The sequence below is a fragment of the Pseudomonas sp. G11 genome (genome assembly GCF_029457515.1).
Classification (GTDB): domain Bacteria; phylum Pseudomonadota; class Gammaproteobacteria; order Pseudomonadales; family Pseudomonadaceae; genus Aquipseudomonas; species Aquipseudomonas gorinensis.
The window spans coordinates 4,005,062-4,028,381 of sequence record NZ_CP120377.1 but is presented as its reverse complement, the minus strand read 5'-3'; the positions used below and the strand labels follow the sequence as shown (position 1 = coordinate 4,028,381).

Here is a 23,320-nt window from a genome sequence, read left to right as displayed (position 1 = left end):
CACCCGACGCCTCGTCGGGCTTGCTGCAAGGCCGCTCCAACGCGGGCGGCAGCGACACAGGCTTGGGTATTCCGACCGGTGCCGGGCAGGGCAGGAGAAGTCATGAGTAGCGTCCCCACCACTGCCGCCGCACACCCGGCCATCGCGTCGAACGGTCTGAGTAAATGGTTTGGCGAGGGCAGTGCGCGCATGACGGCGGTCGATCAGGTGGCGCTGGTCGCGCAGTTTGGCGAAATGGTCTTTATCGTCGGGCCTTCCGGCAGTGGCAAAACCACCCTGTTAAGCATGATCTCCGGGATATTGCGCCCCGACGCCGGCACAGTGACGATCAATGGGCAGGATATCTGGAGCCTGAGCACCGACCAGTTGGCCGAGTTGCGGCTCAACAGCATTGGCTTCGTGTTCCAGGACTATCATCTCTTCGCGCGGCTGACCGCCGCTGAAAATGTGGCCATTCCCTTGATTCTCCAGCACCACGACTGGAATGACGCAATTGCGCAGGCCAGGCAAAGCCTGGAGGTCGTCGGGCTCAAGGACCGCGGGGACATCCTGCCGGTCAAACTGTCGGGCGGCGAGCAGCAGCGTGTCGCCATCGCCCGAGCGATTGTCGGCGCCCCGCAGATATTGATCCTGGATGAGCCCACGGCGTCCCTGGATGGCGACACCGGGAAAATGATCATCGCTTTCGTCAAGGAAAAAATCCTCAATCAGCAGCGCTGCATCCTGATCGTTACCCACGATGCGCGGATCAACGAGTACGCCGATCGTATCATCTATATGGAAGACGGCCGTATCTCCGAGCCCACCAGGGCTGCGCTGTGAAAAAGCCGATCCTGTTTGCGCTGGCGATACTCGGCGTGCTCGCCGGGCTGGTCGCTGCCTACCTGTTCGGACGCACCCCTCAAACGCTGCCGCCGGCCTTTGCGCCGGCGAGCAGCAGCTACGAGAGCGCCATCTATGCCAACGGCATCATCGAAAGCGAGCAGTCCGGTGGCAGCAATATCGTGATCTATCCGCAGGTCGCCGGGCCGGTCACGCAAGTGCTGGTGCGCGAGGGGCAGACGGTCACGCGCGGCACACCGTTGGTGATGATCGATGACGCATTGCCCCGCGCCAATTTCGAACTGGCGCAAGCCAATATGAGCACGGCGCGGGATCAGTACAACAAACGCCTGGCCTCATATGCGCTGGATCCCAAGTCGATCAGCAAGGACACCCTCGATACCGCGAAGGGCACGGCGGCCCAGGCGCAGGCATCGCTCAACGTGGCCGCCGCGGCATTGGCGCAATACGTGATCAAGGCCCCCAGGAGCGGGGTCATCCTGGCGATCAACAGCACCGTTGGCAGTTATGTGTCGTCCCAAGGTGCCTACGACACCTACACCCAAGGGTTCAGCCCGCTGGTGGTCATGAGTGCCGACCAGGCGTATCTGGCCGTTCGCTGCTACGTGGACGAGATCCTGATTGCCCGGCTGCCGGCCCCCGAACACATGCGTGCGCAGATGCTGATCCACGGCACGGATATCAAGGTTCCGTTGGAGTTCGTGCGCTTGCAGCCTTACGTATCGCCGAAGATCGAGTTGTCCAATCAGCGCCAGGAAAAAGTCGACCTGAGGGTGCTAGCGGTGATTTTCCGGTTTGATAAAAAAGACCTGCCGAGGGTGTATCCAGGACAGTTGGTGGATGTCTTCATAGGTCAGAAATAATGCACAGGCTCGCTTGGTTTGGCCGCGTATGCGCCGGTTGGCTCGCCCTGAGCCTGCTGATGCTGGGCAGCGCCTGTACGGTTGGCCCGGACTTTTCACGCCCGCCGGCTCCCACGCCATCCGGCTACCTGCGCGATGCGCTGCCGAGGTCGGTCGCGGCGCAGGGGCAGGAACAACGGTTTTTGCCGGGCAGTGAGGTGTCACCGTACTGGTGGCGTTTGTTTCAGTCCGCGCCGCTGGACGCACTGGTGGACCAGGCGATTGCTCACAACATGACCTTGCAGGGCGCCGAGGCCAGTCTGCGCCGAAGCCAGGACACGCTGATGGCCGGATATGGGGTGTTCTACCCGCAGCTGGATGCCCACTTCGGTGCCGGCCGGGAACGCAGTGCGCCCATTCAGCAAGGCCAGTCGACGCCCGGCTCGGTCTTCAATGTGCTGACTTTGAGCGGCACCATCAGCTACACGCTGGATGTGTTCGGCGGTGAGCGGCGCACCGTTGAGGGCCTGCAAGCGCAGGTCGACCAGCAACAGTGGCTGATGCAGGCGGCCTACCTGACGTTGACGGCCAATGTGGTCAACACGGCCATCGCACGTGCGGCCTATACCGCGCAAATCGAAGCCACGCAGCAACTGATTGAGTTGCAAAAGCAGCAACTTCAATCGACCCAGGCCCAGGTACGCAGTGGTACGGCGCCGTATTCCTCGAGCTTGAGCGTGCAAAGCCTGATCGCCAGCAATGAGGCGTCATTGCCGGCGTTGAAGCAGAAAGTCAGTCAGGCCGAGCATCTACTCGCCACGCTTGAAGGCGCGATGCCCAGCCAACTGTTCCTTCCCGACATCCCGCTGAGCGGACTTTCCCTGCCCAAGGACCTGCCCGTCAGCCTGCCTTCCGTGCTGGTGCGCCAGCGCCCGGATATCCTCGCCGCTGAAGCGCAGCTGCACCAGGCCAGCGCCAATATCGGGGTAGCGACGGCGGCGATGTTCCCCAGCTTCAGCCTGACGGGTACCTACGGTACCGCCGGGGCTTCCGCCGGTTCCCTGTTTGCCGGCGCCGGACGCTTCTGGAGTGTCGGGCCTTCGATGGATATCCCCGTGTTCCAGGGCGGGCGCCTGTGGTACGGACGCCAGGCCGCCATCGATGCGTATCAGCAAGCGGCGGCGAATTATCGGCAGGTGGTGCTGGAGTCTTTCGCGCAAGTCGCCGATGCCCTCAAGGCCTTGGAGTTCGATGCCCAGGCCGTGCAAAAACAAGCCGAGGCACAAGCCACGGCGCAGGAGGCATTGCGCTTATTGCAAGCCAACTACCGGGCGGGCCTGGTGACCTACCTGGAGCTGTTGGCCGCCGACGTGCAACTGCACCAGGTGAACATCGCTTACTTGCAGGCGTTGGCCCAACGTCACCAGGACACGGTGGGGTTGTTCGTCGCCCTGGGAGGCGGGTGGTGGAACCGTCCGGACGCGGCAACGAAAAGGCCGGCGCCATGAAGTACGCCGGCATCCTGCGCATCGGCTACAAGCTGCTGGTGAATGATCGCGCCAAGTTCTCTGCGCTGCTGGTCGGGATCACCTTTTCGGTGTTCCTGATGATGCAAATGACCGCGATGTTCGCCGGCATTCTGAATCGGGCGTATTCGACGGTCACCAACATCGGGGCGCCCATGTGGATCATCGATCCGTCGGTCAACACGCCCACCATCGTCATTCCTCTGCCGGACTATTTGCTGGATGCGGTGCGCAGCATGGACGAGGTTGAATATGCCGTGCCGATTTTCATTGGCAGTGCACAGGTGCGGCTGGCCGACGGGACGTACCAGGGCGTCAGCGTGATCGGCCTGGATGATACGAGCCTGTTTGGCCGCCCGGCGTTGGAGCAGGGGGCCATCGAGGACATCTACGCCGAGAATGCCTTCATCATGGTCCACGATGCCGAGTTTTCGAAGCTGGGCAACCCCCGTATCGGCACCTCGTTCGAACTCAACGATCACCGCGGCACTATCGTGGGCATCGCTAAAGTCCTGGTCGGCGGGTTGACTGGCGTGCCGACGCTGTACACCACCTACCGGCGAGCCATCGAGTACATTCCGACCACCCGTTTTACGGTCTCCTACATTTTGCTCAAGCCCAGGAGCCGTGCGGCTGAAGCCGCGATCGAGCAGCAAGTGGCCCGCCTGGGTTATGTCGCCTTGACCAAGGAGGCATTCAACCAGCGCATTGCCGATTTCTATATCTACCAGACCGGGGTGGGTACCAACATCCTGCTGATGACTGTCATCAGCTTTCTGGTAGGCCTCTCGATTTCCGGCCAGACGTTCTACACCTTCATCCTGGAGAACCTGGACAAGTTCGCCGCCCTCAAAGCCATTGGCGCCAAGAGCCGGGAGTTGGTGTACATGATCCTGTTCATGGCACTGTTTACCGCCATGACCGGTTACGGCCTGGGCATCGCCCTGGTGACCCTGCTGATCAGCGTCACGCGGACTTACTTGCCTAACTACGCGGCGATCATCACCTTCTGGAACCTCGGGTTGGCGTTTGGCATGGTGTTGTTGATCGCGGGATTTTCCAGTTACCTGGGGATCCGCAAGGTCCTGAGGATTGAGCCGTACGATATCTTTCGCGGCTGAGGCGCATGCAGCGCGGTGGCCACGCCGGAGCGTACACAAAAAAAGCCCCTGGCCGGTTTCCCGGCGAGGGGCAAGATGGCCTGGGATTCACTCGCCCTTGATCGGCACGACCTTATCCGCTTTCATGGCTTCAGGCTTTTTCGGCAACGAGATGCTCAGCACACCCTTGCTGAAACTCGCGTCGATCTTATCGGCGTCAATTCCCTTAGGCAGGTTGAACACCCGTTCGAAGGAACCGTAGTGACGCTCGCTAAGGTGGTAGCCTTTGCGTTTTTCTTCCTTGTCCTCCTGCTTCTCACCTTTGATGATCAGGCTGCCATTGGACAGTTTGACCTCAATGTCTTTCTGGTCCATACCGGGCACTTCGGCGGTAATTTCGTAGCTTTTGTCTTTCTCGGTGATGTCCACGGCGGGCATGCCATGGCCTATCAGCTCGCGACGCCAGAACGGTTCAACGTCGAACAGGCCCCGGCTGAAGGGCGACAGGCTGGTACCGAGATTAAAGTCCTCAAACAGATGGTCGACCTGTTGCCGCAGTTTTTCCAGTGGCCGCCACAGGTCTGTCGTCATGGGGAGCCGGTCGGATTTATGTTCGGTCGTGACCGGCATTTTTTTTGCGGAATTGCTCATCTTGATACTCCTCTCAGATAGAAGGCAGGCAACGCAGATCCATGGCGTGGCCTGCCAGGACAGAACACGGGGTCTCTTACAAGGTCAGTGTCCCCGACCACAGCATCCAGCCGGCGTAGGCAGCGGCCGCCCAGATGATGATCAACAGCCCGGTTTCAGGGCCGCTGAGCGGTTGCCCCTGACGGGCTTTCATGCTGCCCAGGTAGATCAACGAGCCAGGGGCGTAGAGGAGGGCGCTGAGCAGCAGGTATTTAGGCCCGGCGGCGTAGAGCAGCCATACGCAATACAGCGTGGCGACCGCCGCGATGGCCATGTCGCGCAGTTGCAGGGCGCGGTGGCCGGCGTAGGTGGTGCCCTGCCAGGTCAGTTTCAATGCATAGAGGCCGCTGAACAGGTAGGGCACCAGGATCATCGACGTGGCCAGGGAGATCAGCGCGAGATAACTGGCGCTCGAATACAGGGTCAACAGCAGGAATACCTGGATGCAGCCGTTGGTCAGCCACAGCGCATTGGCGGGCACGCCCTGGGTATTTTCCGTGGCCAGCGCGCCCGGCATGACCTTTTCCTTGGCCGGCGTAAATACCGACTCGGCGGCCAGCAGCGTCCAGGCGAGCAGGGCGCCGCCCACCGAAATGATCAAGCCGATACTGATCAGCACCGCCCCCCATGGCCCGGCCGCTACCTGCAGTACACCCGCCATCGATGGGTTCTTGAGGGCAGCGAGTTCCGGTTGTTTGAGAACCCCCAGCGACAGCAACGACACCGCGATCAGCAGCAACAGCGTGATAACAAAACCGATCACCGTGGCGCGCCCGACATTCGCGCGCTCCGCCGCCCGGGCAGAAAACACGTTGGCGCCTTCGATCCCGATAAACACCCAGACAGTCACCAGCATGGTGCTTTTGACTTGATCCAACGTACTGCCCAAGGCGGGCGCGCCCCAGAAGTCGACGCTGAAGGTCTCACGCTGGAACGCCGCGATCACCAGGCCGATGAACAGCAGCAACGGCACGATCTTGGCGAGGGTCGTCAACGCGTTGGCGCGGGCAGCGGTGCGCACCCCCCGCAGGATCATCCAGTGCAACGCCCACAGCACCACGGATGCACCGGCGATCGCGGCTTTGTTATTGCCATCGCCGAACAGCGGGAAGAAGTAGCTCAGGGCCGCGAACAGGATCACCAGGTAACTGACGTTACCGATCCAGGCACTGATCCAGTAACCCCAGGCGGAATTGAAACTCAGGTATTCACCGCCCAGCGCACGGGCATAGGCAAATACGCCGTTGTCCAGCGCCGGTTGACGGTTGGACAGGGTCTGATAGACCAGGGCCAGCGACAGCATGCCGACGCCGGTGATCAACCACCCAATCAGGATCGCGCCAGCGCCCGCACCGGCCGCCATGTTTTGTGGCAGGCTGAAAATGCCGCTGCCGATCATCGAGCCGACCACCAGGGCGATCAACAGACTCAACGACAGGCGCTTGGGTTCAACCTTGTGCAGACTGCTCGCAACGGGTTGGGCAGACGGCGGGGCGATCGGTTGGGAGCCTTGTAGATGCGTAGCCATGACGAACCTCCAGGAAACTAGCGTTTCTGCACCAGCGAGTACGAAGGTGCGACTGCTGCGCTTAATTTCTGCGTGAAGGGCCAGGGCCTGGTTGATTTAAATCAGATGTAGGTGTCGTCGGGTCAGTGGGAATACCTAACTGATTGAATGGGTTTATAAAAAAAATCGCGTTGATCCGGAGCCCGATGGCTTGCGCAGGGTGCAAGCCACACACCGTCTCGCGTTCAAACCTGCATGAATTGCCTGATTCTGTCCCCGCACTGATCGGCACGAATGCTCTCGGGCGCCGCATCCAGCGCAACCAAACCGTTTTCCATGAAAATCACCCGGTCGGAAATTGACAGGGCGAAGTCCATCTCATGGGTCACTATCAACAGGGTCATGCCGTCTTTGGCCAAGTCGCCGATCACCTTGAGCACATCGCCCACCAGTTCCGGGTCGAGGGCTGACGTTGGCTCATCAAACAGCATGATGTGGGGATCCATGGCCAATGCGCGGGCAATTGCTACCCGTTGTTGCTGGCCTCCAGACAATTGGTGCGGGTATTTTTGCGCGTGCGCCAGCAGCCCGACCTTGTCCAGCAGGGCGTAGGCACGCTGCTCACTGACGAACGTGTCGACGCCGTGATAGCGCGGTGCAAGCGTGACGTTGTCGAGAATGGTGCGATGTGGAAACAGGTTGAAGCTCTGGAACACCATACCGATGCGCTTCACCCCACGGCGGACTTGTTGCGCATGGGGGTTGTCACCGGCGTGGATATAACTTTCGCCGAACAGAATGATCTCGCCTTGGTCGATGCTCTCCAGGGCGTTGATCGTTCGAATCAGCGAGGTTTTTCCCGATCCCGACGGGCCGATGATGGAAATCACCTGACCCACATCAATGCTCAGGTTGATGCCCTTGAGCACCGCGTGCTGGCCGTAGCGCTTGTGAATATCGACCAGTTGCAGGGCGGGCGCCGAGCCGGCTCCCAACGCGGTACGAGCGCCCGTGGAAGGCGGGGCCACCTGTGACGCACGCAGGCGCTGCACGCTGATGTCATCCAGGGTGTGTGGTTTGCGGTTGTTGAGTTCCAGGTGTTGTTCCAGCCAATGAAACAGCCAGCCGAGCACGGTCACGATCAGCACGTAATACACCGCCACCGCCGACAGGGTTTCCATGACCAGGAAGTTTTGCGCGTACAGGCGCTGGCCTACGGTCAGTAGTTCGGTCAAGGAAATCACCGAGACCAGCGAGGTCAGTTTCACCACGGTGATGTATTCGTTGATCAGCGTCGGCAGGGAAATGCGAAACGCCTGCGGGATCACGATCAGGCGCTGTAGCCCGATCAGACCGATGCCCAGCGCGCGGCCGGCTTCTTTCTGGCCTTTGGCAACGGATATCAAGCCGCCACGGTGAATTTCCGCCATGTACGCCGCTTCGGTGACCACCAGGGCCAACAGGCCGGAATAGAAGGGGTTGGAGAGTACTTCACGGGTGACCGGGAACATCTGCGGCAGGTTATAGACGAACACCACCAGGACAAGCAGCGGCACGCTGCGAAAGAACCAGATATAAATCGACGCCGGCACGCTGACCCAACGCGTGGCCGAGAGTTTGGCCGAGGCCAGCAGGAACCCCAATAGCATGCCGATGAACCAGGCCAGCGTGCTGAGCTGCACCACGGTAACGCAGGCGCTCCAGAAGTCGGAGACTGAAAACAGAGAAAAAAAGTAGGGCCATTCAAATTGCATGTGTATCTCCAACTGCTCGCGCCGACGGGGCTTTACCCCAATGCCAGTCAGGTAAGGCTTTTTGTAGGAACTAGGCGTCCCCCTCGCTCCTACAGAAGGCCATGGCTGTACTGAGTCAGTTAGTCGGTGCTTCCAGGTTGTATTTCTTCAACAGGGCGGCGTATTCCCCCGACGCTTTCGTCGCGTCAAAGGCCTTGAGCAGTGCCTGATAGAGCGCGTCGTTGCCTTTCTTGACGTAGATACCCAGCGTCTGTTGGTAGATCGAGTGCTCGGTGCTGACGACCACGCGGCCCTTGGTACGTTCTGCGATCATGCCGGCGGCGCCGTCGATCTCTACCTGAGCCTGCACATTGCCGGAGAGCAGTGCTTGGGTCACTTCAGGGGCGGACGGGAATTCGCTGACCATAATCGCGCCCTTGTTATTCGGGGTGCAGTAGTCAGTCGAGAGTGTGTTGAACTGCGCCACCCACGTGGTGCCTTTTTCCAGGCCGACTTTCAGACCACAAAGGTCTTCCGGTACTTTCGGTTTCAGTGGGCTGTCCTTCAGCACCATGATTGCGGCACCGGTCTTGGCGTATGCGATGGTTTGCGCTTGAGTCTGCCGCTGGGGAGTGATGTACATGCCGGAGATGATCGCATCGTAGTGACCGGCGTTCAGGCTGAGGATCAGGTTGGAAAACTTGGTGTCAACGAAGTCAGCCTTGAGGTCCAGGTGCTTGGCGAGCAAGTGCGCAAGTTCGGGGTCGGAGCCGACGACGTTTTTATGTTCGTCGTAGGACTCGAAGGGCGGATAGGTGATCTCCATGCCGACCTTGAGTACGCCGGGCGTCACCGTGGTCGCCGCATGGGCGCCAGTCGAACCCAGGATTGCGACGGCAAGCAGGGTCAAGCGAACAACATTATTCATTGGATTGCGCATCATCGATGACTCCACGTCGGTAAAGTAGGACTGGGCGGGTTTTAAAACAGGGTTGTTGGAACCGGTCGAGGGTTGCATCAGGACGCGTTCTGCGCCTGGTTCTTCAGGTGGCCGAAGCTGGAGGGCTTGCGTGCCTTCTCATACAGCTTGAGTTCGCCGCGTTCGACTTTGCGGCGCAGGTACTGATAGGTCTGCAACGCTTGGCCGAACATGTGTTCGCCGATGGTGATTTCCTCGTAATCCTCACCCCCCGCCAGAAATTGCGGCAGCGGCTTGATCTGGGTGTGGAAGTCGCACGCGTAGAACAGTGGAAAGGAGTAGCGCTCCTCGCTGACGCTGCGCACTCGGTGAGCCGTGGCGACGAACGTCCCCGCGGTCATGACCTCCAGCATGTCGCCGATATTGACCACAAACGCACCGTCTACGGGCGGCGCATCAATCCATTGCCCCTGATCGTTCATCACTTCGAGGCCTGGCTTGTCGGCGAGCAAAATGGTGAAACACTCATAGTCGGTATGCGCACCAATGCCTGGCGCGTCTTGTGCCGCCGTATCAAATGGGTAATGAATCAGTCGCAGCTTCGACGGTGGGCGCGTGACCAACGCGTCGAAATAGTCTTCTTCCAGGCCCAATGCGAGTGCAAAACCCTTGAACAGGCGACGACCTAATGCGAACACCGCTGCGTAATACGCTTCGACCGCGGGGCGGAAACCCGGCAGGTCGGGCCATTCATTGGCGCCGATCAACGGCGTTCCGGCAATGACCAGCGGATCGTCTTCGCCCACTTCAAAACCGATATCGAAGGCCTCCTTGTGATCCGGTTTGCCTTTGGCATAGACCTCTTCACCTTCAGGCACAAACCCCTTGTGGCTGCGGGAAGTGCCGATGTAATGCTGCATCTTGTACTCAAGCGATTGCGCAAACAGCGCCTTCGCCGCGTGGCGCAAGCCGTCGATCAGTGACGACGCGATGCCGTGGTTCTTGATGTACAGAAAACCCACCGCGCGGGCGGCGTTACCGAGTTGTTCGGCGACCGCCTGGCGTTGTGTGATGTCGTCGCTGTAAAGCCCGGCGATGTCCACCACCGGAATGCGGCTGAAGTTGGCGCTCTTGGGCGTTTTGTCAGGCATGAGGGAACGCTCCTTATCGGGTTGAGGCGCAGGTGAAACGCCGGAAATGCTCGCGCTCGGTGTTTGCCATCCACACGTTCAGCGACCACAGATCGGCTACCGGTACATTGGTGAAGGGCAGGTGATGCAGATAGCCGTCGGCACCGAACTCGGGTGTCAGCGTGCTGATTTGATAGCCGCGGAGTTCCTGGGCGCGCCAGACGGCCTCCCAATGTTGCTGATGGAAGGCCAGCGCTGGGCCGTACTCGGGGGCGGCGGGGTGGGGCACTTGCGGCCCTTGGTCATAACCGACCCGGGCCTGAATGTGGTGAACGCGTTCGACGAAGGCGCTGAGGTCGTCGAACGGATCATTGAGCAGGCGCTCGCAGGTAACGATCCAATGACTGATGTCACTGGTGAAGCGCAGGTCCGGCAGTTGACGAATCAGCTCGAGGGTGACCCACGGGTTGAACAACGAGCGAGCGCGATGGGTTTCAAAGGCGCACACCTGGTCGTGCTTGCGTGCGAGGTCCATGGCGCGGCCAAAGAAGTCGACTTGCTGTGCCAGTGGCCAGCGGTCGTTGCCCGCCAGGAGGTTGACGAAGCGCGGCGACAACTCGGCGGCCCAACTGAGTTTCTTATCCAGGTCCAGGAGGTGTTCGTCGACACTCGCCGATTGTTCCGGCAGGACGTCGTAGGCGCTGAAGACGGTGCTGATATAGCTGACATGGTTAGCGCGTAGAAAGGCTGCGAACTCGGCACGCTCGCTGGCGGTCATGGGCAGGCGAGCTTCCATGCCATCGAAACCGGCCTCAAGCAACTCCTCGAGCGCTTGCGCCTTGCTTGCGGTGTAGCCCCACAGCGTGCGGAATATTTCCAGTTTCATCGATGTGCCCCAAAGAATCCTTCGTGTGATTGACACAGCGGCGTTGCGGCGCAAACCGAAACGCACGACAAACGGCAGTGACTATCAGAAAAGGCAAACTTCGGGCCGCATCTCTAGGGGAGGGCTCCTTTATTGGCGTCGATGATAGGGAAGGGCGAGGAGCGAAAAGAATAGGGCAGCGCAAAAAGATAGTTCAGAGATTTCTAAACTATTGCGCGCAGCTCCAGCTTGATTTGAGACCCCTTCGCCGGAAACAAGGTTAGAGTGGTCATCCATGCCGCTATCGATATGTGAAGAATGAATCGTCCGCTGTTTGTTTCTCTCGATGGCCCCAAGGGCGCCGGCAAAACCACGTTGCTGGAGGCCGTGACGAAAGTACTGAGGGCAGACAACCAAAAGGTCATCCGCCTGTGCGAGAAAAAAAGCGATCCCTCCAGGGGTGAAACAATGGCCCTCGTCAACCAACTCGTCAGGGACCCCAACCGGGATCTGGAATGGGAGGTGTGTGAGCGCTTTGCTGATAGCCGTGCCTGGATCTCCCGGCACGTGCTGGATAAACAGCCGCCAGGCAGCATCATTTTGATAGACCGCTGGTACCCCTCCGATGCCGCGTTTCGCCGGATAATCCCGTTTGCACATATCCTGCAATTGAACATCGATCGAAACGTGCGAGTGCCAGACCTGCATGTCGGCGTTGTCACCGCCCCCGAGATTTCATGGGGCAGGGCAGCCGCGCGACGGCGTGGGCTGGGCGGTACAGTGACCCAGACACTGGAAGAACATAGTGCCTGTACCCAGGCGTTTGAACGCGCGATGGCCGATAACGACTGGGTTTTATGCCGCAATGAAGGAACGATCGAAGAGGCCACGAGGCGGGTGATTTCCAGGATTTACCCTTTGATAGGGCTGGGGCCAGGCGGATAACGGCGTGCAGACCTACACCGCACACCTGCACATCGTGCCTTGGGCAAAGGCGGTCGCTGGCTTCTGGATGATCTGGCTCGGCGTCTGATCTCCACCGTTCCTCCACACGCACTCAGCCGAGTCTCCACACCCCATCCGTACAATCGCTCCTTACACAGAGGAGTGGCTCATGTCTTTCACTAACGGTCTTAGCGGTATTAACGCAGCCAATAAGCAACTGGACGTGGCTGGCAACAACATCGCGAACGTGGCAACCACGGGGTTCAAATCGTCCCGTGCTGAATTCGCCGATGTCTATTCAACAACACTGCTGGGGACGGTCAGCAGTGCGATAGGCCGGGGCGTGCGCCTGGCGAATGTCTCCCAGCAGTTCAACCAAGGTGACCTCAAAAATACCGGTAACGCCCTTGATCTCAGCATTCGAGGGAGCGGTTTTTTTGTGCTGGGCGACAATGGATCACTGAGTTACTCACGGGCGGGTGCGTTCAAAGTCAATGCCGAGAACGTTGTGGTCGACAACACCGGCCACCGTCTTCAAGGCTATGGCGCGGATCTCAACGGCAATATCGCCAAGGGTGCGCTGGCTGATCTGAAGATCGACAAGTCCCACCTTGCACCTCACGCCACCACGCGTATCGAACAGACCGTGAATCTGAACTCAGCGCAACGCCTCCCCAGCGTGGCGACATTTAATCCCGCAGATCCCAACAGCTACAACCACATGGTCGCCACGCCTGTCTATGACTCACAAGGCAACAGGCACGCCATGGAACAGTATTACGTCAAACTTCCGCTCGCCAACTCATGGACGGTACACACCTTCATCGACGGGCGCAGCCCGGCAGATCCTGTTCAGCACCCCCCCGTGGGCCTCAAAGCCGACCTCACGTTTAACGCCAACGGCACCCTCGGCTCGCTGACGGCGGGAGCAGGCTGGAGCAAAACCGGAAACACGCTGACGTTGACGGGGTGGCGACCCGGCGTGATGAACAACGCCAGCGGTCATCCACCGAGCTGGAGCCTTAACGGCGCTCGCGGGGCCGTGCCGGGCATAGTGCTTGATTTTGGCAAGACCACTTCGTTCGCGGCCGCGTCTACTCATACGGCGCCGGCGCAGGACGGTTATCCCAGCGGGCAGATCAGCGGCCTGACGATCGATGCCACCGGCATCATGAATGCGAATTTCAGCAACGGGCAAACCAAGGCGATTGGCCAAGTGGCACTGGCCAGTTTCACCAATGAGCAGGGCTTGCAACCTGCGGGTGGAACGCGATGGAAGGAGACATTCGCTTCGGGCCTTCCCGGAATCGACGCGCCTGGGGCGGGCTCTGCGGGGGTAATCGTGTCCAACTCGCTGGAGGCGTCCAACGTCGATTTGACCAATGAGTTGGTCAACCTGATCCAAGCGCAACGCAATTATCAGGCGAATGCAAAGACCCTGACGACCCAGAACAAATTGCTCCAGACCGTTATCCAGATGAAGTAACTCGCTCACCCGTCGTGCCGTTCTCAATCCCCATCAATCAGCCAGGTAGTGTGCGCTGAGTCGCGCGCTCAGGAGTCAACATGCTTCCAGCCCTTTACGTAGCCAAGACGGGTCTGTCCGCCCAAGACACCAACCTCACTACAATTTCCAATAACCTTGCGAATGTCTCGACAACCGGTTTCAAGCGTGACCGCGCTGAGTTTCAGGACCTGCTGTACCAGACTCATCGACAGCCCGGTGCAGCGTCCACACAAAACAGCGAATTGCCCTCCGGCCTGCAAACGGGCACCGGCGTACGCATTGTGGGCACGCAGAAAAACTTCTCGGCGGGCGGTCTGCAGGCCACCGGGCAACCCTTGGATATGGCGATCAACGGTCGCGGTTTTTTCCAGATCCAGCAACCGGATGGCACGACTTCCTATACGCGCGACGGCACGTTTCACCTGGACGCCAATGGCCGCATCGTGAATGCGAACGGCTTTGCGCTTGAGCCTGCCATTGTGGTTCCAGCCAACGCCCAGACCTTCACGGTTGGCCGCGATGGCACGGTCTCCATCAGTGTGGCCGGGAACCCGGCGACCCAGGTCATCGGCAATATTCAAACGGCTGACTTCATCAATCCGGCGGGGCTGCAGGCGATCGGCGGCAATCTGTTTCTCGAAACAGCGGCCAGCTCGGCCCCGCAGGTCGGTACGCCTGGCCTGGCGGGGTTGGGCACCCTTTTGCAAAACAGCCTGGAAACGTCCAACGTCAGCACGGTTGAAGAAATGGTCAACATGATCACGACGCAGCGTGCATACGAAATGAACGCCAAGGTGATCAAGGCGGCTGACGGGATGCTGAGCAACCTTACCCAGAAGCTCTGATGGTCGTTGGATTTGAGCACGGTTGCAGCGCAATACGAGGGGCGATGCTGGAGGTGCATCATGGGTGGCAGGCAGGACAGGGCGCCGTCAAGGAGCCCTGCCCTGGAGCAGGTTATTTCATATCCTTGGCCTGCACCCACAGCACCGCGTCCTGGGAGAGGTGCTTGCCTTTATAGGTTTTAGTCTTACCAATGTTCAGCGCTGCAATTCCCCACCAGCCGGCACGGGGAAGGCCGATGGTGACGACGCCCTGGGCATCCGAATAGGTACTCAGGGATTTGAACGAGGCTTGGGGGGCCGTGACATAGTCCTGCTGGCCGAAGGCGTTGCCTTTGATATCGACCGCATGGTTGAGGTATTCGATTTCGATCTCGGCGAACGGCACGGGCTCGCCGTCGGCCAGCACCAAGGCGCGGAACACGCCGCCGGTCCAGTTGGCATAGGGCTTGTTCAAGGGTTGGATTTCAACCGGCAGGCCTTGCGGTTCCGACCAGTTGCCGGGTACGCCACCGACGTTCACGATCAGCTTGGTGAACTGCTGGATATACACGTCTTCGGCGGTTTCCAGGTAGGGCTCGGGTTCAAGTACAAAGACATGGTCCCCCAGGGAGCGCACCAATTCCCGTGGAATCGATGCACGATAGGCGTTCGCCTGATTATCGCGGCTCTGCCACTGCACGGGTCGCAGGTATTTACGCAGGTCGATTTTCTCCCCGCCGTGAGCGCTGACCTGGCTGAAGACGAGGGGCTGCCCCATGTTCATCGTCGGCCCGGCAGAGAACGGGTGGGTGAATACGATGGCGAATTCCAGGTTGTCCGCGCGCGGCAGCGCCGTTTCGTCCACGTACAGCATCTGGAAATGGGCTTGTGCGGCACCGGCCATGCAACCGAGGGTCGCGGCGGCGAGGGTGTGAAGCAGGAGTCGTTTGATGGGCATGGTGGTTTTCACTTGGTTATGTCAGAGGATTGGATCGTGGCGCCATGGTTCTCCCCCCCGAGAAACTCCACGGAGTAGACGCCGGTGGGGGCCTGGAACGTAAAGCTATTGTCGTTACCGACAGTGCCTTCTATCAACACCTTGTTGCTGGTGTCCTGGACATGGATTTTGCGGCCCACGGCGGAACTGCCGTCGGTGTAGCCGGCTTCACACTTCACCCAGTCGTCGTGATCGATATAGCAGTCGAAAACGGGGCCGTGGGCCAAGGCGGCCTGGCAGAACAGCAGGGCACCTGCCAGCAGTAGCGGGTGGGCCAGATCTCGGGTTTTCATCAGGCTTGAGTCTCCAGGGTCGACGTTGATCACTGCGGCGTCGCGGCTTGAACGCCGGCCGATGTGAAGGCCGCCAGCAAGGCGTCCAGGTTGGAACTCAGCAGCGCTTCGTAGCCGTTGGCTGCGTTGGCAAGCATGCCCGGGTTGCCGATATCCAGGATCAGCAGGCGTGCGCCGCCGTCCTTGATGGCCTGGGCAATCCTGGCGTCAGGCGCCCACTTATGGACCACCACGTGGATATCCCGCTCGCGCAGGTAGCGGGTCAGGGCCGCAAGGTCGGCGTCGGTCCAGTCGATGTCCTGGCGCACGAACCAACCGTCCACATACACGCCAAACTCGCCGAACAGGTAGACCGGCTCGCTGGCCAGCGACAGCACGCGCAGGTCCGGCACCTTCAACAGGCGGTCACCGTAGTCGGCCTTCAGCTGGCGCAAGCGGTCGTCGAGTGCGGCGAGGTTGCGCTCGATCTGCGGCGCATCAGGGGGGGAAAGGCGTGCCAGGTCAGCCGCAATCAACGCCGACATGCGCATGGCATTGACCGGGCCCAGCCAGGCGTAGGGTGACGGGCCGCCGTCTCCATCGCGGGCACCCGCCCAGGGCACATCGTTCGAAGGCACGCGGGTTACGGCCACGCCGGGCTTGAAGCTGTCCCATGAGTGCGACGCATCGATCTCGACGATGCGCAGGTTGTGGCGCCGGGCCGTCGCATACAGCGGATCAGCACGCCACAGGCTGCTCAGGGTGACCACGGCGACGGCCTTCTCGAAGACGGCCGGCTCCAGGCGTGACAGCGCGTTGGCCTGGCTTTCCATGGGCACGGCGGCGTCCATCGGCACACGCACGACCTCGATGTGTGTGCCTTCACCGAGTGCAGCGGTGAGCGCATACACCGCCGGCAGGGCGACCAGCACTTGTTGCTGGCCGACCTGCGCAAACGCCGACGGCGCGCCGCCCAACAGCAATGCCAGCAGCGCCAGCCCACGGCGCATGGATGAGTTGAACCGTGTCATACGCTGGCCCCTTTGAACTGCGGCGCGGTGCCTCGGATGAGGGTGGTGAACGCAAACACCAAGGCCGCGACGATCACAATGGCGCCGCCCGTGGGTACGGGGATATGGAACTGCATCGGTGCCAGAATGCCGACCACACAGGAAAAGGTCGCAATGACCACGGTCCAGCTGACCAGGCCTGGCAGTGAGTGGCTGATGTTGCGGGCCGCTGCTGCCGGTATCAGCAGCAAGGCCTCTACCAGTACGGCGCCGATGATCTTCAAGCAGGCGACCGTTACCAGGGTGACCAGCACCACGAACAGGTATTCGACGCTGCGCACCTTTACGCCGCGTGCGTGGGCCAGGCTCGGATTCAGGCTGGAGAGCAACATGCCGTTGTACAGCGGCAGGCCGATCAGCGTGCAAATCACTGTCACGCCCAGCAGTACGTTCATGTCGGTGTGGTCGACGGCCAGGATCGAGCCGAACAGCACACCTTCCATGACGTGTGTGTTGATTTTTGCCGACACGAACAGCAGCAATGAAGCGCCGACCGCCAGGGAGATGGAGAGGAACACACCGATCAGCGTGTCATTCGCCAGGGTGGTGCGGTGTTGGGTGTACTTGAGGGTCAGCGCGAACAGCAGGCAGAAGCCGAACATCGAGAAGTAGGGCGAGGTATAGGACTCACCGATCAGCACGCCAATGGCCACGCCGGTCATCGCCGCATTGCCCACGGACTGACTGAAGAACGCCATCCGCTTGATCATCACCATCGAGCCCAGCACACCCAGCAACGGTCCGATCAGCACTGAGCACATCAACGCATTGATCACGAACTCGTATTCGAACGGCTGCGGCAACACGTGAGTCGCGGCGAGCGCCTGGAGATGGTCGCGAATGAAATCGTAAAAGGCATTCATCGAATGGCCTCCAGTCGGCTGTCGATCTGATCGGCGGGGCCGTGAAACAGCACCCGCTGGTTGATAAGGGTGACGGACTGCGCGATACGCTTGACCTGTTCGAGGTCGTGGTTGATCCACAGGATGGTCACCCCACGGCTGTTCAGCTCCGCTACCAGTGTCTCCACCAGGCGCACGCCGGCCTCGTCGATCCCGGCGGTGGGTTCATCGAGGATCAACAGCCAGGGCATCGGGCTTATGGCCTGGGCCAGCAGCACGCGCTGACGCTGGCCGCCGGACAGGCTGCCAAACGGCTTTTTCCCCATCCCCGCCATACCGGTACGCGCCAGGGCCTCGACATGGGCCGCCTTGGCGGCGCGGCTTGCGCCGAAGAAGGCGGGTCGACGTTGGCCCAACAGGGCCATGAGATCGTTGACCGTCATCGGCACGTTGCGGTCGAAGTCCGGCAGTTGCGGGACATACCCCAGGGGCGTGACGCATTCACCCTCGAAGCGGATCGTCCCCGAATGCGGCATCTGGCCCAGCAGCGCACGCACCAGTGAGGTCTTGCCTCCGCCGTTGGGGCCTACCAGGCAATGCAAGGCGCCGGCTTCTATGCGCAAGCTCACCTGATCGAGCACCTGTGTACCTCCCAGTTGCAGGGAGACGTTGTCGAACACAATGGCGGGGCCGCGCATCGCGTATTCCTCCTTTAGCGCATTCATTGCTTCGTAAACTCGACGGCTTGCGCCAGGGTTTCGAGGTTTTCGCGCATCGCCACCTCAAACTCGTCCGCGCTGTAGGTATCGCCGGTGATGTGGGACAGGGCGAACACCTTCACGCCGGTGGCGGCTTCGATGGGTTTGGCCAAGTCGAGGGAGAAGTTTTTCTCGGCGAACAGCACTTTGACGTTGGCCTTCTTGATCGCCTCGATGGTGTTGGCCAACTGGCGTGCCGTCGGCGCGACGCCGTGGCGCGGCTCGATCACGGCGCTTACGAACAGGCCGAACTCCTGCATCATGTAGTCGTAGCCCGCATGGGTCGTCGCACAGCGGAACGAAGACAGGTCCAGCGCGGCGAAGCGCGTCATGAAGCCTGCGCGTAGCGCGCGGATACGGCCCGCATACGCCAGGGCATTTTTTCGATACACCGCAGCGTTGTCCGGGTCCAGCTCTCCCAGCCGGCGAGCGATCTCGAACACCTGCTGTATCGCTGCCGTGGTGGACACGAAGGTGTGCGGGTTGACCACCTTGACCCCTTCCTGGTCGCCACCGATGGGAATCAGCGCCACCGTGGCATTCGCCTGGATAATCGGCAGCGTTTGCGTGCGGCCGGCAGCCTTGATGATCTGGAAGGCCCATTCATCGTGACCGATGCCGTTGACCACCAGCACATCGATATTCATCGCGCGGGTAATGTCGTCGGGCTGCGGCTGGTAGTTGTGCGGGTTAGCCTCTGCGGGGATCAGCGCAACGACCTCGGCCCGATCACCGACGATATTGCTCACGAAGCTGTAGTAGGGATGCAGGGTGATGCCGATCTTGAGCTTCTTTGCCGAGGCGAAGGCAGGGCCGGCAAGCGCGATGGCGGGTATCAACACCAGCAGCGCGATACAACGGCGCCACAAGGCGCGGTGTTTCGTAGAAACAGTCATGGCTGGGTTCCTTTTACGCGTTCGATTTCACTGGCACCGTCGTACGGGATGACTTGGCGCCAACCCTCGCCGACCAGGGATTCGGGCTTGACGATGGCGGGGTAGGGCGCGTTCGGATCACGGTGGACCCAGATCGTCGCTTGGTTGGCCCACATCACCCCCGCATGGGCGTGACCGATGACCAGCAGGTAGGCGCTCTGGCCCGGTGCATGGCCGCCAGAGCCGTAGTACACCGTTGCACCTTGCCCCAGGGTGGCCTGGGACACAGCGTTGACGGGCGGGTTCACCTCAGCGGCATCATCGTCATGGCCACCTGTATGGGCCAGGTGGGAGCCAGGCAGGATCAATTGCCAGTGCACCTCGCCATTGGTTTTCCAGAAGGCATCCCGGTAGAAGGGCGGCAGCAACAGCGTCTGCGCCTGCTCCAGGGTGACCCAGCCGCCGGTATCGTTGTTGTTCCAGATGATTTCTTCACCGGCCGGTAACAACGCGCTGTGTATGGCCTGATCGACCGCGCCCAAGCCATCGAAGGAGCGCACCTGCCAGCTCAACGGGGTGGGCGGGCCAACTCTTTCAGGGCGCAGCAGCACATAGCCTGCCACGCCGGCGATGACGGCCAGGGTCGCCAGCACCAACGCCAGCGACTCCCATCCGCTGGAGCGTGGGCGCACCTGCGTGATTGCAGCGTCGCGGCGCGCCATCAGAGGAACGCGATCCAGCGGCCCAGGAAGACCACGCCCGCCCACAACAGCAACGAGCTGAAGCCGGCCACGCGCGCCTGGCGGGGAGGCGGCAGTGTCGTGTCCCATTCGGCAATTCGGCGAAAGGCCCCGAGATGGAAGACTGCCATGTTGATCCCCGCCAGTATCAACAGGCCCATTTTGAAAAGGAACGCGGTGTTCTGCACATAGGTCGTGCCATTGGCGCAGAACATCAGCAGGCCAGTGATCACACAGGTCATGAACGCGACCCAGGTGTACGGCAGCAGATCCTGGATCAGTTTCAGCGCGCCGCGCCGGTGGGCGGTCACGCCAAGCAGGCGTAAGTCCACGACAGCGATGGTGCCGTAGACGATGGCGATGCCGATCACATGCACCGATTCCAGCATCGGGAACACCGAGCCTGACTCGCGAATGAACGTCGCGAGCTGAGTGTCCTGGACGGCTTGCAGCAGAGGTTGAATATCCATGGAGAATACCTGAGAACTTTGGTTGAAAACGCTTAGATCGTGTAGGCGATCCAGCGGCCGCAGATGATCACGACGCACCACAAACCGATCGACAGCCACGCACAGGCCTTGACGGAACCCGGCGCGTCGTCACTGTCTATGTTGCCGGCGGGGCGCCGCAGCAGCGGGCGACGAAGCAGCCAGGTCAAGCTGAACGCGGCCACCACGAGGACCATCTTCAGCCAGAACGTCGAGTTGACGAGCACCCGATCAGGCTCGGCGATGATCATCACCAGCCCGGTGCACAACAGGACGATCAGTGCATTGCGCATCCAGGGGTAGTAACGGCGGACGATGCCGCGCAAGGGCTCATCGCTGGCGAACACGCCCGCCAGGCGCAGATCGGAAATCAGCGCCGAGCCGAAGAGCACGGTGATGGCGATGATATGAATGCTCTGCACCGTGGGGATGACCCACAGGATGTCGCGGATGGCGGTGCTTAAGGGAGACCCGTAGATCCAGGCAATGATGAGTGAAGAGGACATCGGCTTTTCTCCTGCAATGGGTTAGAAGTCTTGAGGGTTTGCGATCGGATGCAGACCCGCCGCATCCTCCGGTAGCAAGTACCCTTGCTGGATCGAAACGGCTTTGGCGTCTTCGAACTTCTGTGCATAGCGGCTGAAGTTTCCATAACGCCGGCCGAGCACTTCCTTCGAGTAAGGCACCTTGGTGTCGTAGATCAGCCCGCAGCCGGTCTCTTGGTCGGTGAGGTAGGTGGCGCTTGGCACTTGGATCCACGGCGGGCGCACGCCGCCTTGCAGGTTGCCGGTGGCGGGCGCACGGGCAGCGGCCTTGCCGTCGCGTATCACCCGCGGGGCGTTGGGCATCGGCTTGCCGTCGCGTACCCACTGGTCCATGCCATCCAGCAGCGCCGAGACCACCAGTTCCACCGGTTCGTCATACAGCGTCTGGCAGCGCGGGTCGTCGCCCTTGCCGACATCGGCCGCGAGCTTCTCGGTGTGCTCCGTGCCGAGGTCGGCCAGACGCAGGTGGGGCATGCCGGTGACTTCGTAGTAGCGCACCTGCGGGGAGTCGGTGTCCGGGGGCAGGGGGATGCCTTCGATCACGTCATGCATCAATTCGGACTGGCTGTAGACGGTGACGAACGGCACGCCTTCGGGCATCTGCCGGGGCACGCGGATCACGTCGCCGCCCACTTCCCCGTAGGCCATGCGGCCGGTCATGTAGGCGTCGATCAGCGGTGTTTCGTCGGGCATGCGCCATTGCTGGTGACGGCCCTGGTCGAGATAGTCCATCCAGACTTGCGCAGTGACGGCCCAGCTATTCACATAGACGCGCTGCACATCCAGGCCCGCCAAAGGGCTCTGTGCCCCTTTGGTTTTAAGCAGCAGCGCCAGTTGCGCACCGATGCCCTGGGACTGGGGCGCAAACGGATCGGGCGCGGCGCCCCGCGTGAAGTGTGCCGGGTCGTAATAGGTGCCCAGCGGCGCGTAGCGGGCAAAGTCGAAGCGGCGCATGAACTCGAAGTTCACGATCGGTCCGTACTGGGCGATCTGTTCGGCTTCGGCCTCTGGGGTGTCGGAGATGAACTTGGGGTCCACCGCCGGCTTGTTCACATTCAGCGTGTACCCGACGTATGCGTAGCCGCGGCGCAGCAGATAGTCGCGGGTCAGGATCCAACCGGCGGCACGTTCGCCGAACCAACTGAATGGTTCGATCACTACCGTGCCATTGAAACGTGCCGGGTCCGCCGGTTTTCGCACCAGAATGCGCGTGGTGTAAGGCGCTTCCAACAGGGTTTTGCCAGCGGCGGTGATGGCCGGGGCGACGCCTTGCAGGTAGTACTCTTGCTCGATGTAGCCGTAGTGGTTGAGGTCGCTGTATTCGGTGCCAGGGCGCGTCGCCGACGACAGCGGCGCCTTGTCGGAAGGCGGCACCGCGATCGCCGTGGGCATGCGGGGCACCTCGGCGAACGTGTTCGCCGCGATGCACAGCCATAGCACGACGCTGATGCTGATAGGGGTCAGGCGTTCCATTCGTAAAGCTCCAGCAGGGGGTTGGATAGGCGTCATCACTCAAGGCTCAGAGATGCTTTGCCCTCGCTGTCGATCACGATCTGGTTGTTCTCGCACACGTACTCTTGAATGGCGTAGTTGGAGCGCTTGTACTCAAACGTAAAGCGATACGGGGTGTTGAGTACTTGCGGGTCTTCGATCAGGACCTGGTTTTCCAAGCGATCCGGCCCGCGCAGCCGGATGCGTTCGGTGATCTTCATGGCCGGCCCGTGGGGCACGTCATAGAAGCGCACGTCGGTGCGTACGCTTTGTGTCTCGACCACCAGCGTGTCGCCCTCCCAGTGGCCGCGCGAATGGCCTTGGTACAGGGGGTCGAGCTTGTCTGTTGGCGGCATGGCCTGGTTCAAGAGAATCCGTCGCACTTGCTGGAGGTACTCGCCGAGGATGATCACTTGCTTGTCATCGCGAATGATCTGGATCGGGAAGAGCGCCGCCATCATGGTCGGCATACCCTCGGGCAGGCACCTTGAACTGGTGGTGGCGATCGGCTTCCCGGCTGCGTTGGCCACGGCTTGTTTCTTCTTGAGCTCGACGTACTCGGCGTCATAGGGTGCCTTGAGGTCCATCGGACCGCCGGGGTGTACCGGATCGTCCGGGTTTTCGCCGAACCAGTCGTCCGGGGTTCTTTCCCAAGTACCGCTGATGTCAGGCCGGGCGGCCGAGCTGTGCTTGTCGGCTTGGGTTTTCGAGGCTGTCGCGGCGCTGCTCATCCCGGAGAGCGTCATGAGGACCACCCCCAGAACGATCATGGCTGTGTTGGAAGAACGTGCTCGTTTCATTGAAATGTCTC

At 60.8% G+C, this 23,320-nt stretch carries 24 protein-coding genes; 7 read left to right on the top strand and 17 right to left on the bottom strand.

Features of this window, described 5'->3' with window-relative positions; genetic code table 11:
* Positions 1–102 precede the first annotated feature (102 nt).
* The 4 genes from P2T68_RS18650 to P2T68_RS18635 are packed head-to-tail and all read left to right on the top strand — an operon-like array spanning position 103 to position 4,332.
* Complete coding sequence (locus P2T68_RS18650; protein WP_024075487.1) at positions 103–822, top strand: ABC transporter ATP-binding protein; 720 nt, start codon at positions 103–105, stop codon at positions 820–822.
* A complete protein-coding gene (locus P2T68_RS18645; protein ID WP_024075486.1) occupies positions 819–1,706 on the top strand; it encodes a biotin/lipoyl-binding protein in 888 nt (295 codons plus the stop codon). Before P2T68_RS18650 ends, P2T68_RS18645 begins: the two co-directional genes overlap by 4 nt.
* Entirely contained in the window at positions 1,706–3,193 is a 1,488-nt protein-coding gene (locus P2T68_RS18640) for an efflux transporter outer membrane subunit (RefSeq protein ID WP_277377990.1), read from the top strand. The genes P2T68_RS18645 and P2T68_RS18640 overlap by 1 nt, the downstream gene beginning before the upstream one ends.
* Positions 3,151–4,332, top strand: coding sequence for an ABC transporter permease (locus P2T68_RS18635; RefSeq protein WP_256581233.1), 1,182 nt, complete (start codon positions 3,151–3,153; stop codon positions 4,330–4,332). The genes P2T68_RS18640 and P2T68_RS18635 overlap by 43 nt, the downstream gene beginning before the upstream one ends.
* Positions 4,333–4,419: 87 nt before the next feature.
* On the opposite strand, the gene P2T68_RS18630 is transcribed toward P2T68_RS18635, so the two are convergent.
* The 6 genes from P2T68_RS18630 to P2T68_RS18605 all read right to left on the bottom strand — a co-directional run bounded on the left by P2T68_RS18630 (position 4,420) and on the right by P2T68_RS18605 (position 11,176).
* Complete coding sequence (locus tag P2T68_RS18630) at positions 4,420–4,962, bottom strand: Hsp20/alpha crystallin family protein (protein WP_024075483.1); 543 nt, start codon at positions 4,960–4,962, stop codon at positions 4,420–4,422.
* A gap of 76 nt (positions 4,963–5,038) precedes the next feature.
* Positions 5,039–6,529, bottom strand: coding sequence for an arginine-ornithine antiporter (gene arcD / locus P2T68_RS18625; RefSeq protein ID WP_168232674.1), 1,491 nt, complete (start codon positions 6,527–6,529; stop codon positions 5,039–5,041).
* 224 nt (positions 6,530–6,753) lie between these two features.
* The gene (locus tag P2T68_RS18620) at positions 6,754–8,262 is read right to left on the bottom strand and encodes an amino acid ABC transporter permease/ATP-binding protein (protein WP_277377989.1); all 1,509 of its coding nucleotides are present in this window, start codon (positions 8,260–8,262) and stop codon (positions 6,754–6,756) included.
* A 115-nt stretch (positions 8,263–8,377) separates the two neighbouring features.
* Positions 8,378–9,181, bottom strand: coding sequence for an ABC transporter substrate-binding protein (locus tag P2T68_RS18615; protein ID WP_102623401.1), 804 nt, complete (start codon positions 9,179–9,181; stop codon positions 8,378–8,380).
* Between the two features lie 77 nt (positions 9,182–9,258).
* A complete protein-coding gene (locus tag P2T68_RS18610) occupies positions 9,259–10,311 on the bottom strand; it encodes a 2-oxoglutarate and iron-dependent oxygenase domain-containing protein (protein ID WP_277377988.1) in 1,053 nt (350 codons plus the stop codon).
* A 13-nt stretch (positions 10,312–10,324) separates the two neighbouring features.
* The gene (locus P2T68_RS18605) at positions 10,325–11,176 is read right to left on the bottom strand and encodes a TIM barrel protein (RefSeq protein ID WP_193689328.1); all 852 of its coding nucleotides are present in this window, start codon (positions 11,174–11,176) and stop codon (positions 10,325–10,327) included.
* 297 nt (positions 11,177–11,473) lie between these two features.
* Between P2T68_RS18605 and P2T68_RS18600 the strand changes: the two genes are divergently transcribed.
* The 3 genes from P2T68_RS18600 (at position 11,474) to flgG (ending at position 14,452) form a co-directional block, all read left to right on the top strand.
* A complete protein-coding gene (locus tag P2T68_RS18600) occupies positions 11,474–12,100 on the top strand; it encodes a dTMP kinase (protein WP_277377987.1) in 627 nt (208 codons plus the stop codon).
* Positions 12,101–12,269: 169 nt separating this feature from the next.
* The gene (gene flgE, locus P2T68_RS18595; RefSeq protein WP_277377986.1) at positions 12,270–13,586 is read left to right on the top strand and encodes a flagellar hook protein FlgE; all 1,317 of its coding nucleotides are present in this window, start codon (positions 12,270–12,272) and stop codon (positions 13,584–13,586) included.
* A gap of 80 nt (positions 13,587–13,666) precedes the next feature.
* Complete coding sequence (gene flgG / locus P2T68_RS18590) at positions 13,667–14,452, top strand: flagellar basal-body rod protein FlgG (RefSeq protein WP_024075475.1); 786 nt, start codon at positions 13,667–13,669, stop codon at positions 14,450–14,452.
* Between the two features lie 112 nt (positions 14,453–14,564).
* On the opposite strand, the gene P2T68_RS18585 is transcribed toward flgG, so the two are convergent.
* From P2T68_RS18585 to P2T68_RS18535, 11 genes are read right to left on the bottom strand one after another with little or no spacing between them, the layout of a single operon-like run.
* Complete coding sequence (locus tag P2T68_RS18585; protein ID WP_069077404.1) at positions 14,565–15,389, bottom strand: DUF4198 domain-containing protein; 825 nt, start codon at positions 15,387–15,389, stop codon at positions 14,565–14,567.
* 8 nt (positions 15,390–15,397) lie between these two features.
* Positions 15,398–15,721, bottom strand: a complete 324-nt coding sequence (locus P2T68_RS18580; RefSeq protein WP_277377985.1) for a hypothetical protein — start codon at positions 15,719–15,721, stop codon at positions 15,398–15,400.
* A gap of 29 nt (positions 15,722–15,750) precedes the next feature.
* Entirely contained in the window at positions 15,751–16,731 is a 981-nt protein-coding gene (locus P2T68_RS18575; RefSeq protein ID WP_223817866.1) for a metal ABC transporter substrate-binding protein, read from the bottom strand.
* Positions 16,728–17,633, bottom strand: coding sequence for a metal ABC transporter permease (locus P2T68_RS18570; protein WP_069076106.1), 906 nt, complete (start codon positions 17,631–17,633; stop codon positions 16,728–16,730). Before P2T68_RS18570 ends, P2T68_RS18575 begins: the two co-directional genes overlap by 4 nt.
* Complete coding sequence (locus P2T68_RS18565) at positions 17,630–18,310, bottom strand: metal ABC transporter ATP-binding protein (protein WP_223817865.1); 681 nt, start codon at positions 18,308–18,310, stop codon at positions 17,630–17,632. The genes P2T68_RS18570 and P2T68_RS18565 overlap by 4 nt, the downstream gene beginning before the upstream one ends.
* Before the next feature lie 23 nt (positions 18,311–18,333).
* Positions 18,334–19,266, bottom strand: coding sequence for a zinc ABC transporter substrate-binding protein (locus tag P2T68_RS18560; protein WP_277377984.1), 933 nt, complete (start codon positions 19,264–19,266; stop codon positions 18,334–18,336).
* Complete coding sequence (locus tag P2T68_RS18555; protein ID WP_150294557.1) at positions 19,263–19,967, bottom strand: hypothetical protein; 705 nt, start codon at positions 19,965–19,967, stop codon at positions 19,263–19,265. The genes P2T68_RS18560 and P2T68_RS18555 overlap by 4 nt, the downstream gene beginning before the upstream one ends.
* The gene (locus P2T68_RS18550) at positions 19,967–20,455 is read right to left on the bottom strand and encodes a DUF6644 family protein (protein WP_069076110.1); all 489 of its coding nucleotides are present in this window, start codon (positions 20,453–20,455) and stop codon (positions 19,967–19,969) included. The genes P2T68_RS18555 and P2T68_RS18550 overlap by 1 nt, the downstream gene beginning before the upstream one ends.
* 32 nt (positions 20,456–20,487) lie before the next feature.
* Complete coding sequence (locus tag P2T68_RS18545) at positions 20,488–20,979, bottom strand: DUF6644 family protein (protein WP_277377983.1); 492 nt, start codon at positions 20,977–20,979, stop codon at positions 20,488–20,490.
* 21 nt (positions 20,980–21,000) lie between these two features.
* Entirely contained in the window at positions 21,001–22,491 is a 1,491-nt protein-coding gene (locus P2T68_RS18540) for an alpha/beta hydrolase domain-containing protein (protein WP_081329199.1), read from the bottom strand.
* A 35-nt stretch (positions 22,492–22,526) separates the two neighbouring features.
* Entirely contained in the window at positions 22,527–23,309 is a 783-nt protein-coding gene (locus P2T68_RS18535; RefSeq protein ID WP_069076112.1) for a hypothetical protein, read from the bottom strand.
* Positions 23,310–23,320: the final 11 nt, after the last annotated feature.